This window comes from Bacillus sp. FSL R5-0654 (assembly GCF_038008745.1).
Taxonomy (GTDB): Bacteria; Bacillota; Bacilli; order Bacillales; family Bacillaceae; genus Bacillus; species Bacillus safensis.
Genome location: NZ_JBBOZV010000001.1, coordinates 440,781 through 453,748 on the forward strand (window position 1 = coordinate 440,781; position 12,968 = coordinate 453,748).

At 43.4% G+C, this 12,968-nt stretch carries 12 protein-coding genes; 4 read left to right on the forward strand and 8 right to left on the reverse strand.

What is annotated here, in order from left to right:
• Nucleotides 1-32 precede the first annotated feature (32 nt).
• The 5 genes from NSS76_RS02115 to NSS76_RS02135 all read right to left on the reverse strand — a co-directional run bounded on the left by NSS76_RS02115 (nucleotide 33) and on the right by NSS76_RS02135 (nucleotide 5,424).
• Nucleotides 33-878 carry a GAF domain-containing protein gene (locus NSS76_RS02115; RefSeq protein ID WP_073203804.1) on the reverse strand — a complete coding sequence of 282 codons (846 nt, stop codon included), beginning with the start codon at nucleotides 876-878 and terminating at the stop codon, nucleotides 33-35.
• Between the two features lie 164 nt (nucleotides 879-1,042).
• Nucleotides 1,043-2,419, reverse strand: coding sequence for an aspartate kinase (locus NSS76_RS02120; RefSeq protein ID WP_073203806.1), 1,377 nt, complete (start codon nucleotides 2,417-2,419; stop codon nucleotides 1,043-1,045).
• 174 nt (nucleotides 2,420-2,593) lie between these two features.
• Nucleotides 2,594-4,027: an MDR family MFS transporter gene (locus NSS76_RS02125; RefSeq protein ID WP_341080432.1), complete on the reverse strand. Its 1,434-nt coding sequence runs from the start codon at nucleotides 4,025-4,027 to the stop codon at nucleotides 2,594-2,596.
• A gap of 16 nt (nucleotides 4,028-4,043) precedes the next feature.
• Nucleotides 4,044-4,910 carry a TetR/AcrR family transcriptional regulator gene (locus NSS76_RS02130; protein ID WP_225315557.1) on the reverse strand — a complete coding sequence of 289 codons (867 nt, stop codon included), beginning with the start codon at nucleotides 4,908-4,910 and terminating at the stop codon, nucleotides 4,044-4,046.
• A gap of 139 nt (nucleotides 4,911-5,049) precedes the next feature.
• Nucleotides 5,050-5,424, reverse strand: a complete 375-nt coding sequence (locus NSS76_RS02135) for a hypothetical protein (protein ID WP_341080434.1) — start codon at nucleotides 5,422-5,424, stop codon at nucleotides 5,050-5,052.
• A 126-nt stretch (nucleotides 5,425-5,550) separates the two neighbouring features.
• Here NSS76_RS02135 and NSS76_RS02140 point away from each other — a divergent pair, with 126 nt between their 5' ends.
• On the forward strand, nucleotides 5,551-5,862 hold the full coding sequence (locus tag NSS76_RS02140; protein WP_024425536.1) for an ArsR/SmtB family transcription factor: 312 nt from the start codon (nucleotides 5,551-5,553) through the stop codon (nucleotides 5,860-5,862).
• 31 nt (nucleotides 5,863-5,893) lie between these two features.
• On the opposite strand, the gene gabR is transcribed toward NSS76_RS02140, so the two are convergent.
• Complete coding sequence (gene gabR, locus NSS76_RS02145) at nucleotides 5,894-7,318, reverse strand: MocR-like transcriptional regulator GabR (RefSeq protein ID WP_341080438.1); 1,425 nt, start codon at nucleotides 7,316-7,318, stop codon at nucleotides 5,894-5,896.
• Nucleotides 7,319-7,427: 109 nt separating this feature from the next.
• Between gabR and gabT the strand changes: the two genes are divergently transcribed.
• From gabT to NSS76_RS02160, 3 genes are read left to right on the forward strand one after another with little or no spacing between them, the layout of a single operon-like run.
• Nucleotides 7,428-8,744 (forward strand): 4-aminobutyrate--2-oxoglutarate transaminase, encoded by a 1,317-nt coding sequence (gene gabT, locus NSS76_RS02150; RefSeq protein WP_044335517.1) that lies wholly within the window; start codon nucleotides 7,428-7,430, stop codon nucleotides 8,742-8,744.
• A gap of 21 nt (nucleotides 8,745-8,765) precedes the next feature.
• A complete protein-coding gene (locus tag NSS76_RS02155) occupies nucleotides 8,766-10,154 on the forward strand; it encodes an APC family permease (RefSeq protein ID WP_341080443.1) in 1,389 nt (462 codons plus the stop codon).
• The gene (locus NSS76_RS02160; protein WP_341080446.1) at nucleotides 10,129-11,523 is read left to right on the forward strand and encodes an NAD-dependent succinate-semialdehyde dehydrogenase; all 1,395 of its coding nucleotides are present in this window, start codon (nucleotides 10,129-10,131) and stop codon (nucleotides 11,521-11,523) included. The genes NSS76_RS02155 and NSS76_RS02160 overlap by 26 nt, the downstream gene beginning before the upstream one ends.
• A 43-nt stretch (nucleotides 11,524-11,566) precedes the next feature.
• Here NSS76_RS02160 and NSS76_RS02165 read toward each other — a convergent pair whose 3' ends face one another.
• Nucleotides 11,567-12,163, reverse strand: coding sequence for an NAD(P)H-dependent oxidoreductase (locus NSS76_RS02165; RefSeq protein WP_341080449.1), 597 nt, complete (start codon nucleotides 12,161-12,163; stop codon nucleotides 11,567-11,569).
• Between the two features lie 178 nt (nucleotides 12,164-12,341).
• On the reverse strand, nucleotides 12,342-12,956 hold the full coding sequence (locus NSS76_RS02170; protein ID WP_341080452.1) for a YcnI family copper-binding membrane protein: 615 nt from the start codon (nucleotides 12,954-12,956) through the stop codon (nucleotides 12,342-12,344).
• Nucleotides 12,957-12,968: the final 12 nt, after the last annotated feature.

Here is a 12,968-nt window from a genome sequence, read left to right on the forward strand (position 1 = left end):
ATTCATTTTAGCCCTTTTTGGTGAATCACTACTTATTCATTTTTGGTAAACGTCAACCCAATATGAGCAAGTGCCTGCGGCAAGTCTTTCCGGATGGTGATGTCTTTAAACGATATATTGGATTGAATCGCACTTAAAGCAAGGTCTTGCTTAATACCTGTTAAAACTGCCGAAATTCCTAAAAGTCTCAGCGTTTGTGCGTAGCTGACCAAATATTGAATGCTTTGTTCATTCAGGCTTTTTGTTCCCGATACATCAATAACCAAATGAGAGAGCGACAGCCTGTAGCTTTCCTGTAAAATGGTTTCCAAAATATGCTGAGCACGTGTCTCTTCGATATCACCAAGCAGAGGAAGCACAGCGACACCGTCAACAACTGGTACGATCGGTACAGACAATTGCCGAATTTGCCGGTTGGCACGGTCTAGTTCGAGTACATAGCTTAATAATGAAGCCATCGTTTCAAACATATACACATGCTCTTCTGTGAACTGCTTCGGCCTCAAATCAAGTCCGCAAATCGTTCCGTAGTTCGTCCCATCTGTGAAATCAATGGGAACTCCAATAAACGAGCCGCCTTGAAGATTTTTCGTAACCTCTAAGTATTTAAAACGGTCATCCTTCGAAATGTCAGGAATCACAAGTGTATCCCGATGATCGACCGCAAGCTTGCAAAATGTCTTTTCGTAAGGAAGTTCTTCTCCTTCTTCAAGAAGCTGCTCGTCATGATTTAGCACCTTTACAATTTGATTGGTGTTTTGATCATTTTTAGCAATAAACAGTGTATTCACATCAATGAATTGACTCATCATGTTTAAAATACTAGTAGAAGCATCATGAAAATTGCGAAACTGTTTTAATAGTTGTTGACGAGGCATTGTTTTAGGACTCCTTGTAGCTCCGAACTTAGGCCGGAACGGATAGTTGATTTGTCTCTATCATACAAAATCAAACAAGAAATAGATACACTTTAATGCGCAAAAACACTCTGATCGTCGAGATGAAAAAAGACTGCCGATCCAAAGATCTGGCAGCCTTCTGATTAAAGAGAGACAGGGACAGTAGACATAGAGAAAAATTCCTCATACAAGGCATGAACAGCTTCTTTTTCTTGCGCCGCTTTAACGCCAAACATCATGCTGACCTCTGAAGAGCCTTGATTGATCATTTCAATATTGACCTTCGCTTTTGACAGCGCCTTTGCCGCTCTTGCCGTTGTGCCAACATTATGACGCATCGCTTCTCCCACAACCATAATCAGCGAGAGATTTCGCTCTAAAACGACCTCATCTGCATCAAGCACGACCTTCAAGCGGTCTAGCAGCTCCTCTTCAATATGCTGCTCCTCCAGCTGATCCTGACGTAAAATAATGGTCATATCATCAATGCCAGAAGGAACATGCTCATACGTAAGCCCATACTCTTCTAGTGTTTGCAGCACCTTTCGTCCAAAACCGACTTCTCTGTTCATCAAATATTTACTAATGTAAATACTGCAAAATCCATTGTCTGAGGCGATTCCAACAACAGGTCCATTTGTATGGTCCCGCTGATTTACGATTTTTGTCCCTTTTGCTGACGGGTTGTTGGTGTTTTTAATCTGAACCGGAATGCCTGCACGGAAGGCTGGAATAAGTGCTTCATCATGGAACACAGAAAAACCAGCATAGGACAGCTCGCGCATTTCCCGGTATGTCAGCTCTGTAATCTCTTTTGGTTCATGAACGATCGTTGGATTGACGGCATAAACAGCATCGACATCTGTAAAGTTTTCATATACATCTGCCTTCAAACCGTTCGCCAAAATGGAGCCGGTAATATCGGAGCCGCTTCGCGAAAAGGTGACGATGTCTCCCGCGAGACTAAAGCCAAAAAAGCCAGGGAATATAATAATGCCAGAGCGCTCTCTTAATTTGTACAAATGATCATAAGACTCTGGCAGAACTTGCGCTTGGCCAGGCTCATCGCTCACAAACAAACCAGCTTCCTTTGGATTCACATAATGAGCTTCCACACCTTGGTGGCGGAAATAGGCGGCAATGAGCTTAGCGTTATTGTCTTCACCGCTTGCTTTAATGGCATCAAGATAGCACTCAGGGCGGGATGAATCAGCCTGTAATAATGTGTCTAGATCTTGCCTGATGGTATCGATAATGTCTTGACCTAATCCGAGTTCATCCGCTATTGAGGCATACCTCTCAATGACTGCTTCCTTTAAATCATGTGCTTCGCCTAAACGTAAATATTGTTCACCGCAGCTAATTAATAGATCGGTGACCTTTGTATCCGTTGAATGCCGTTTTCCTGGTGCGGAAACAACGACTGCTTTTCGAGTTGGATCTGCTGTTACAATGTCAAATACCTTTTGCAGCTGCTTGCCAGATGCAAGTGAACTGCCACCAAATTTAACGACCTTCAATGCATACATCTCCTATAGTAAAAATTTTCTCACAAATTGAATAGTTCCTATTATCAACTCTTTTCTTTAAATTATCAAGGTTTTTCTTCACTAGAAATACAAATGTGTTTACAGAGAGGACGGTATTGTGTGAGTATATGAAAAAAGAGCCGGCCATATGCCGAGCTCTTTTTCTTATGAAGAAGATGAGGAGGAAGATAGCTCCTGCTTCATCACTTTATTCTCACGTTTTCCCTTTAAGAAAAATGAGAGGAAGAGACCAATAACGGCAATCAGACCAGAAATGAAGAATGCTGTATTCATTCCGTGAACGGCTGATTTTAATGGATTGGCCAATCCTGCATTTGCAGCAGAGCTGCTCATGATGGAGACAAGCACAGCCGTTCCAATGGAACCGCCTATTTGTCTCATTGTGTTATTCATTGCTGTCCCATGAGGGATCAAATGGGCCGGTAAAGAGTTAATACCTGCGGTTGTCAGCGGCATCATGATCATCCCAACCCCGATTAAGCGAAGCGTGTAGGCGACCGTAATAAGGGCGATTGATGAATCAAGGGTGAGCAGCATAAATGGCAGTGTGGTAATGGTGAGTATCGTAAATCCGCCTAATGCCAGCCCTTTTCCGCCGACTTTATCAAAAATTCGTCCAATAATCGGTGACAGGAGTCCCATGAAGAGAGCACCTGGCAATAAGATAAGCCCTGTATCAAGTGCAGACAGTCCTCTGACATTCTGCGTATAAAGCGGCAGAATCGTCTCTGTCCCAATTAATAAAGCAAAGACAAGCATGCCGAGGAAGGTTGTTAAGCTAAAGATCGCAAATTTAAATACGCCAAACTCCAGCATCGGTCTTGTTAAGTTCGACTGGCGCAGGATAAAGAAGAACAAGCTCACGGCGCCGACAATCAGCGAAATGAGAACAGTCGCACTCGTCCATCCATACGTGCCGACACTAGAAAATCCGTAAAGCAGCCCGCCGAAACCGAACGACGACAAGATGACAGATAAAACATCAATACGTGTTTCTCTTTGCTGCGTCACATTTTTCATTAAGAAGAAAGCAAGAATGAGATCAATGATACCGATTGGCAGAACAATATAGAACAAGAACTTCCAGCTGAAGGAATCAACAATCCAGCCGCCAAGTGTTGGTCCAAGCGCAGGTGCGAACGAGATGACAAGTCCGACCATGCCCATTGCCTGCCCGCGTTTTTCTTTCGGGAAAATGGTTAAAAAGATCGTTTGCATCAGCGGCATTAAAATCCCTGCGCCTGCTGCCTGTACGATACGCGCTGCAAGTAACACCGGGAAATTCGTTGCAAATGAAGCAAGAATTGTACCGGCTGTAAAGATGCTAAGTGCCGTTAAAACTAAAGAACGGCTTGAAAATTTCTCAATGAGGAAAGCCGTAATGGGGATGAGAATCCCGTTTGTCAGCATAAAGGCTGTTGTAAGCCACTGTCCTTTGCTGACCTCAATATTGAAATCTTCCATGATATGCGGGATCGCTGGAATGAGAAGCGTTTGGTTTAAAATCGCAACGAATGCCCCAACGAGGAAAATCCCAACAATCACAGATCGATTATACGATGTAGTTGATTGGTTCATGTTATCCCTTCTTTATCTATAAAATGATGTTTTTCAGCTGTGACACGTTTTGTGATAAAACGCTGTTTTTGCCTAAATAATCGAGCAGTGAGCTGACTAAAAAGGTTCTCGGTTCATCCTTTGATAATTCTTGATTGAGCAGCTCATAAGCAGAGAGGAGATCGTCTTTTTCTTCTCCGTTTGACAGTGCGTGAAGCTCTTGTTTGATCTTCGTTAAGTACGAGATGACAAGTTTTTCTTCATCATATCCGTCCTGTGAGGAAAACAAATAAGAGTCCATGAGCTGATCTGTTAACACAGGCTCAATTGAGCAAGGCTTTTTCGATACACGGTCCATCACACCGATAATCATCTCAGCAGCATTTTCTAATTTGATGTTCTTGTGCTCAATCGCCAGCATTAAGATGAATTCTCTCATTAATCCATTGAGAACAATCACGAGATCCCAGACATAAGGAGCGACAGATTCACCATAGGTGCTCAAAATAATGTCTTTGTGCCGCTGCATGATAATGGAGCGTGTCTCGCGTAAGTGTTTAATGACAATAGGCGAATGCTGAGAAAAAGCTTCAAAGGACAGCATGTTCAAAAATTTATGATTCTCTTTAAACTCTTCAAGCTCAAGCTTGATCTTCTTTGTGAATTTTTCCTTTTTGGACAGCGTCGTTTCTGAATGAATGATGCGGGAAATCTCTCTCATTTTGCGCTGATTGTATTTAATCAGTTCTAGTAGAAGAGCTTCCTTTGAATCAAACAGTTTATAAATAGACGCTTTTGATATTTTACAGGCATCGGCAATTGACTGCATGGAGACACTCATATAGCCTTTTTGAGAAAATAATTTCTTTGAAACCCGCAAAATCTCTTCTTGCTTTTCGTTCATCTTCATAAGTCCTTTCCGAATCGGCAAAACCATATGGTCACAATGGAAACCGAGTGGTCACTTTTGCTATGATAACAAAACCAATGACCCATGACAAGAAAATGAACTTAAAAAAATACCCGTCTGCATGACAGGTATTTTATCCTTCCGCATGTGCGGTATATATTTTTGTTTTGCCGTGAAGTTCGACGACCAACATGTCTTCTCTCTCCTTCACAGAGTAAATAGCGGTCCCTTTTTGCAGCCTAGAAGCTGTACCATGTTCAAAATTTTTGGCGGCTGTTTTCTGAATGACACCTACTTGCTGATGTTTTGTGACGTGTAAGGGTGTCGTCCAATCTACATTTGTTTCATAGACCGTTCCTTCCCATTGAAATAAATCTGCCTGCTGATCGATAGCTAATAACTCTTCCGCACTAGGTGGTTTTGACTGAGAATATTGGACGGACTGGCAGGCGCAGAGGAAGATCGCGAGAATCATCATCAATAAACTCATCCATATATTATGTTTCAAAATGGGTTCTTTCCCTTCAGACAGTCTCATGAATAATAGACGTTTGTGAAGTCATATCGTTACTTGACTAGTCAGCTCCAGGTGAATGAGATTGTATGTTGGCACAAAATACGATACATTTATTGTATGACGAATCCAAACCATCCAAACAAAGAAGATATGAGATTGATTTCTGTGCTGCACGCATTGGCTGATCCAATCCGGTTAGAAATTGTCCGCTGCTTAGCGGAAGCGGGGGAGAGGACATGCGGCACGTATGAGATGAATATTGCCAAATCCACGCTTTCCCATCACTTCAAAGTGCTGAGGGAGGCAGGCGTCGTGAAAGTGAGAATTGACGGGAAGCACCGTTACTATTCTTTAAGAAAAGAAGACATCGAGACCGCTTTTCCTGGACTCATGTCATCGATTCTAGCTATAGATAAAGAACGGTGGTAAGCCAGCTGTCTGTGAAGAGCAGCTGGCTGTTTTATTTCCCGAAAATGGCGTCATACAGCCGTTTCACTGCCGGCTGAATATCCTCTTGCTTCATATGTGAGAAGCCGAGGACGAGCGGAACAAAGCCTGGCTGATGCCCCGGCAATTGCTCATCAAGGGTAAAACGATCCATTCCGTACATTTTCAGCTTTCTTTCTTTCGCTCGCTGTAAAATCTCATGCTGCGTTCGATTTGAGCGGAACTCTGCAATAAAATGAAGACCGGCATTTTCTCCAATAATCCGCACATTGTCAGTAAAAACCGTATTGAGCTCTTCAATAAGCTGCTTCCGTTTTTCCTCATATAAACCATTCATTCTTTTAATATGCCGTTGATACGCCCCATCTTTTATAAAATGAAGAAGGGTGTATTGTGTAAAAAGATTAGCTGTTTGAATGAAAAAATGCTGTTCCTCCTTATAGCGTCTCAATAAATGCTGAGGCAGCACCATATAGCTTAGCCGCAAGCCGGGCAGCAATGATTTTGAAAAGGTGCCCATATAAATAACTTTGTCATATCGGTCAAGACTTTGCAGCGCCGGAATGCTGTCTGTGCCATATTTAAATTCACTGTCATAATCATCCTCAATGATATAACGGTCTGGCTGATCAGCTGCCCAGTTTAAAAGTTGAATACGCCGGGAAATCGGCATAATCACCCCTGTTGGAAATTGATGTGAAGGGGTAATGATCAACACATTTGGCTGTTTCTTCTGAATGTCGCTCATCCGCACACCTTTTTGGTCAATGCCAATCGTTTCAATTTGGTGATGATTGTTTTTCAGCATTTGATAGAGCCGGCGGTAGCCAGGGTTTTCTAACCCATATATTTGATCGGCCGGAAGAATGCTTGATAACGAATGGATCAGTGACTGTGTGCCTGCACTTAAAATGAGCTGTTCTGGGTAGCATTTGACCCCTCGTGCAAGTCCGATCAATCGGGCAATCGTTTCCCGCAGTTCATACACACCTTGTGGATGCGGAAGCTCACCGAAGGCTTCTTGGTGGAGATGGATCGCCTTTTGTTCACTTTTCAGCCAGCTTTTAAATGGAAAGTTCGCTGTATCGACGGAGATATGTGAAAAGGAATACCAGTCGTCTCGTGCAATCGGTTCTTCCTTTAAATCTACAGGAAGAGAAGAGGGTTTCAGCTGACCAGATTCATGAAATGTTTCTAGTGATTCCACGAAAAAACCTTTGCGTTCAACCGAATATAAATATCCCTCAGCAAGCAGCTGCTGATAGGCGCCATTCACTGAATTAACGCTGACGTTTAATGTATCGGCTAACTCTCGTTTAGATGGTAATTGATCATGCGGCTGTAGGTTGCGATTTAAGATTTCTTCTTTGATTTTCATATAAATTTGATGATAAATATATCCGTTTTGTCCTGTTTGATCTAATTGAATTGTCAGCATCTCACCATTCCATCCTTTCTGGTACCATGAAAAAAATGATATTGGTACTTTCTATCATACCAAAAAATATTCAGAATAATAAAAAAGGATATAAAGGGGATGGATGACAATGAGTCAAACGACAACAAACCGTTTTTCAACCGAAGAATGGCAGGGGAAAAGAGATCAATACGTCGCAAGAGGCGTGAGTAATGGCAACCGTCATCTTGCAGCGAAGGGGAAAGGAGCCGAGCTGTTCGATATTGATGGGAAACGATTTATCGATTTTGCAGGCGCCATTGGCACATTAAACGTAGGACATTCACATCCAAAGGTCGTAGAAGCGGTCAAAGCACAGGCAGATAGCCTGATTCACCCAGGATTCAACGTGATGATGTACGAATCGTATATCGAATTGGCAGAGAAGCTGTGTCATCTCACACCAGGGGATCATGATAAGAAAGCCATTTTTCTTAATTCAGGTGCAGAAGCTGTTGAAAATGCGGTGAAAATTGCACGTAAATATACGAAAAGACAGGCTGTTGTGTCGTTTACAAGAGGTTTTCACGGCAGAACGAATATGACAATGAGCATGACGAGCAAGGTCAAGCCATATAAATTTGGCTTCGGGCCATTCGCATCTGAGGTGTACCAAGCACCGTACCCTTATTACTATCAAAAACCTGAAGGATTAAGCGATGCTGCTTACGACGAGTACATCATTGATCAATTCAATCAATTCTTCGTCGCAGCCGTTGCACCAGAAACCGTTGCTTGTGTGGTCATGGAACCAGTCCAAGGGGAGGGCGGATTCATTGTGCCATCGAAGCGCTTCGTTCAGCATGTCGCTTCCTTCTGTCAGCAGCACGGGATTGTCTTTGTTGCAGATGAAATCCAAACCGGTTTTGCGAGAACAGGGAAATACTTTGCGATTGAGCACTTTGATGTGGTACCGGACTTAATTACTGTGTCAAAATCTCTTGCTGCGGGCTTACCGCTGAGCGGAGTCGTCGGCAGAAAAGAACTGCTTGATGCGGCAGATCCAGGGGAGCTTGGGGGAACATATGCAGGAAGTCCGTTAGGCTGTGTAGCTGCACTGGCTGTCCTTGATATCATTGAAACAGAACAACTGAATCAACGATCTGAACATATTGGGCAAGTCATTGAGGACAAAGCAAATGAATGGAGACAGGCGTATCCATTCATTGGGGAAGTCCGCCGGTTAGGGGCAATGGCGGCAATTGAAATTGTGGAAGATCAAACAACGCGTACACCGGATAAGAAAACAGCCGCAGCGATTGCAGCATATGCAAATGAGCACGGGCTGCTTCTTTTAACGGCAGGGATTAATGGGAATATCATTCGCTTCTTAACACCACTTGTCATCACAGATGAGCTGCTTCACGAAGGACTAGGGATTATCGAGGACGCCTTCAAAGCACGCTAAACAACAAAGGGGGATGGTTGTATGCAAAAACAACAAATGGCAAAAACGATGTCGCAGTCTGACGTGCTGTTTTTGTCCATTGGTGCAATGCTTGGCTGGGGCTGGGTTGTACTTTCGGGAGATTGGATTTTAACAGCTGGATTTTTAGGCAGTGTGATTGCTTTCGTTATAGGCGGTATTCTCGTCATCTTTATTGGACTTACGTATGCTGAGCTTTCGTCTGCGATTCCAGAGACAGGCGGAGGGCTTGTTTTTGTCCAGCGGGCATTTGGGATGAAAGCAGCGTTCGTCTCAGCATGGGGCGTATTATTTGGTTATGTGTCTGTGATTACGTTTGAAGCTGTCGCCTTGCCGACCGTCATTGATTATGTGATTCCAACACAGCATGCTGGCTTCTTATGGAATATAGGAGGATGGGACGTTTATTTCACATGGGTATTGATTGGATCTGGCGGGGCATTGTTTTTAACTGCGCTGAATTACATTGGAGCGAAGCCTGCTGCCATTTTTCAGTCCGTGTTCACAGTGGCGATTATTCTGACAGGTTTTCTCCTTTTAGGCGGCGCAACATTTAATGGAGATTTTGCAAACCTTGAGCCGATGTTTCAAGGCGGGGTTGGCGGTCTTATGGCGGTGTTAGTCATGATTCCCTTTTTATTCGTTGGGTTTGATGTCATTCCGCAAGTAGCGGCGGAGATTAACGCACCAAAAAAAATCATTGGGAGAATCTTGATTATCTCCATCGTGAGCGCGGTCATTTTTTATCTGCTTATTGTCTTTGGGGTAGCAGCTGGGCTGTCAAAAGGACAGCTCGAAGCTTCTTCATTAGCAACAGCAGATGCGATGGTACAGCTTCTCGGTCATCAAGCGTTTGGAACAGTGCTGGTTATTGGCGGTGTAGCAGGAATTGTGACGAGCTGGAATGCTTTTATTATCGGTGCAAGCCGTATTCTATATGCTATGGCGGAAAGAGGTATGATTTCCAAATGGTTTGCGTATATTCATCCAAAGTATAAAACACCGACAAATGCCATTTTATTTCTTGGAGGTTTAGCTTTTTTCGCTCCATTATTAGGGCGTCCTGCCCTCGTATGGATTGTCAATGCAGGCGGTGTCGGAATCATCGTCGGGTACTTAATCGTGTCCATTGCCTTTATGAGACTTCGCAAAACAGAACCTGAGCTGGAGCGTCCATACAGCATTAAATATTGGCGGACGACAGGTGTTTTAGCCATCGGACTGAGTCTTCTTTTCCTTTCATTTTACTTTCCAGGAATGCCGGCTTCCTTATCGTGGCCAGCTGAATGGATATTGCTTTTAGGTTGGGTACTCATTGGGTATATACTATATGTAATGAATCCAAGAACGAAGGAGACGGTAGAGCATGACAAACGAACTCAAAGTGTATAATCCTGCAACAGGAGAAGAAATTGCTTCAGTTGCCCAGCATACAAAAGAACAGATCGAAGACGCAATTTCTCGTTCACACAAAGCATTCAAATCATGGGCAAAAACGTCAGCGCATGAACGTGCCAATATCATTCGCAAGTGGTTTGATCTGATGATTGAGCATAAAGAAAGGCTTGCGAAAATCATCACAGAAGAAAACGGAAAGCCGTATCAAGAAGCATTAGGAGAAATCGTCTATGCGGCTGGTTATATTGAATGGTACGCAGAAGAAGCAAAGCGAATCTACGGCAGAACCATCCCGTCACATACGACAAGCAAACGTCTTTTCGTCACAAAACAGCCAGTTGGTCCTGTTGCTGCCATTACTCCGTGGAATTTCCCTGCGGCGATGATTACGAGAAAGGCAGCTCCTGCGCTTGCAGCAGGCTGTACGTTTATTGTAAAACCTGCTGAAGACACACCGCTGACAGCCATTGAACTAGTAAAATTAGGTCATGAAGCCGGCATTCCAGAGGATGCACTGCAATGGGTTGTGGGAGACGGCAAAGAAGTGGGTGAAATCTTCACAGATAGTCCATTGATTCGAAAAATCACGTTTACAGGCTCAACGCCTGTCGGAAAGCATTTAATCAAAAACAGTGCCAGCACAGTCAAACACGTATCAATGGAGCTTGGCGGTCATGCCCCGCTCATCGTAGACAAGGATGCAAACCTTGAATTAGCTGTCAAACAAGCCGTAGCATCTAAGTTTCGGAACGCAGGACAAACCTGTGTCTGTGCCAACCGCTTAATTGTGCATGAAGATATTCATGAAGCATTTGCTCAAAGCTTCAGCAAAGAGGTAGAGAAGCTGAAAGTGGGAAATGGCTTTGAAGAAGGCACATCCATCGGTCCAATTATCAACAAACGCGGCTTTGATAAAATTGTCGACCAAATTCAAGATGCAGTGGATAAAGGAGCGAAAGTTCTTGTCGGCGGCGATACGCATTTCGACGAGGACAAATCATATTATTTTGTCCAGCCAACGGTCCTTACACATGTGGATAATTCGATGAACATCATGCATGAAGAGACCTTTGGTCCAGTGGCACCAATTACGACATTCAAAACGTTAGACGAGGCAATTGAATTAGCCAACGATACACCTTTTGGCCTTGCAGCTTATTTCTTTACAGAAAATTATCGGAACGGGCTCTACATTTCAGAAAACCTCGATTATGGGATTATTGGCTGGAATGATGGCGGTCCATCGGCTGTCCAAGCACCTTTTGGCGGTATGAAAGAGAGTGGGATTGGCCGAGAAGGCGGCATCGAAGGGATCGAACCTTATTTAGAAACAAAATATGTATCTATTGGGTTAGACGAATAAACGTGAAAAAGACTGTCCGAGAAATCTCGGCAGTCTTTTTTTATTAAACAGCCGGCGGAAAAAGCTGATCCACCGTTTCTTTCGTTTCTTTCAGAATTTCGTGTATGTAATCTGCAGATGCCTGCTCCATGCTGCTGAACAAAAGCCGTTCGACTGGCTGAACGCCAATAAAATTGAAGACTTCAGTATCAGTTGTCATGTGATGAGAGGAGGTGAAGATTTTATTGGAATCAAGAAAAGTCCTCGGGGCATCATGCGTGTTGATAATGACACCTTTTTTGTGCCGAAGCAGATTTTCAATCTCTCCATCCTCATTGATCTGATAAGCAAAACCCTCAGAAAAGACGCGCTCTACATAACCCTTTAGCATAGCTGGCAAGCCTGTCCACCATATTGGAAAAATAAACGTCAGCACATCCGCCTGCTGAATCAGTTTCTGCTCTCTTTGAATGGAAATGGGCACATCACCGCATTTGATGGCAGCCTTTTCTGTAATGGTGAGCTCTGGCGAAAAACCTAGAGTATAGACATCACGAACAGTCACTTCATGACCATTGTTCAAAAGAGTGCTCACAACAAGATCTAATAAGGTTTGATTTAAGCTTTGCTGGGGATGAGCAAAAATGATTACATGGTTCATCTCATAGCCTCCTATGTGGTCATGTGTCTCATTATGGCATGCGGCTTTATCCTATTCAATCCTATATTGGAAATAATAAGTTGGGAAAATGGAAAAAATTGATTTCTAATAAAAGTAAACAGTCTGTGGTGCAAGAAAAAGCGATCGTTTCCTAGAAAGCGATCGCTCATGTATCTCTTTATTTCTTTCTAAAAGCAAGCCCAAGTGCAATCAGCGCCACGACTAGGGCAGCAATGGACAGGCCAAGGACAAGTGGTGAGGAAGAAGCAGAGGCTGTTTCAGAGGCCTTTTCTTCTTTTGGTTTTTCCTGGCCATGTGAATCTGTTACGGTATTAGATGCCACAATGTTTGTGATGGAATGAGGTTTATCAGCATCTTTATCGCCAGTCCATTCAACGACCGTTCCATCCTTATAATATTGATACGCATCCCAAGCAGCTTCACCTGCTTTTTCAGGGTTTTTCGCTACAAAAACGAATTGCTGGAATTGTCCAGCAAGCACACCTTTACCAGTTGCTTCCCAAGTCACTCTTGTCACCTTGCCATCTTTCTCTTCAGTTGACGTTTTCCAGCCAGGTACTGGCTCATATTGCTGGAATTCTACACCTTTAGGTATTGTCAGAACAACCTTTGTCGTCGGGCTGTCACTTTCAGAAGGAACCTTTAATGTATAGGTCTCCCAAGCATTTGCCGCAGATGTATCAGGCTTGACTGTCACGTGCGCACTCACAGGAATCGCCAATAAAAATGAAGCGAGAAGAATTGGTAATAAAGCTTTAACGTATTTTTTCATAGTGATAACTCC

Bases quoted from the DNA above. Each gene is read 5' to 3' on its own strand.
- NSS76_RS02115 (WP_073203804.1), bottom strand. From the start codon at position 878: ATGCCTCGTCAACAACTATTAAAACAGTTTCGCAATTTTCATGATGCT.
- NSS76_RS02125 (WP_341080432.1), bottom strand. From the start codon at position 4,027: ATGAACCAATCAACTACATCGTATAATCGATCTGTGATTGTTGGGATT.
- NSS76_RS02130 (WP_225315557.1), bottom strand. From the start codon at position 4,910: ATGAACGAAAAGCAAGAAGAGATTTTGCGGGTTTCAAAGAAATTATTT.
- NSS76_RS02140 (WP_024425536.1), top strand. From the start codon at position 5,551: ATGACGAATCCAAACCATCCAAACAAAGAAGATATGAGATTGATTTCT.
- gabR (WP_341080438.1), bottom strand. From the start codon at position 7,318: ATGCTGACAATTCAATTAGATCAAACAGGACAAAACGGATATATTTAT.
- gabT (WP_044335517.1), top strand. From the start codon at position 7,428: ATGAGTCAAACGACAACAAACCGTTTTTCAACCGAAGAATGGCAGGGG.
- NSS76_RS02155 (WP_341080443.1), top strand. From the start codon at position 8,766: ATGCAAAAACAACAAATGGCAAAAACGATGTCGCAGTCTGACGTGCTG.
- NSS76_RS02160 (WP_341080446.1), top strand. From the start codon at position 10,129: ATGACAAACGAACTCAAAGTGTATAATCCTGCAACAGGAGAAGAAATT.
- NSS76_RS02165 (WP_341080449.1), bottom strand. From the start codon at position 12,163: ATGAACCATGTAATCATTTTTGCTCATCCCCAGCAAAGCTTAAATCAA.
- NSS76_RS02170 (WP_341080452.1), bottom strand. From the start codon at position 12,956: ATGAAAAAATACGTTAAAGCTTTATTACCAATTCTTCTCGCTTCATTT.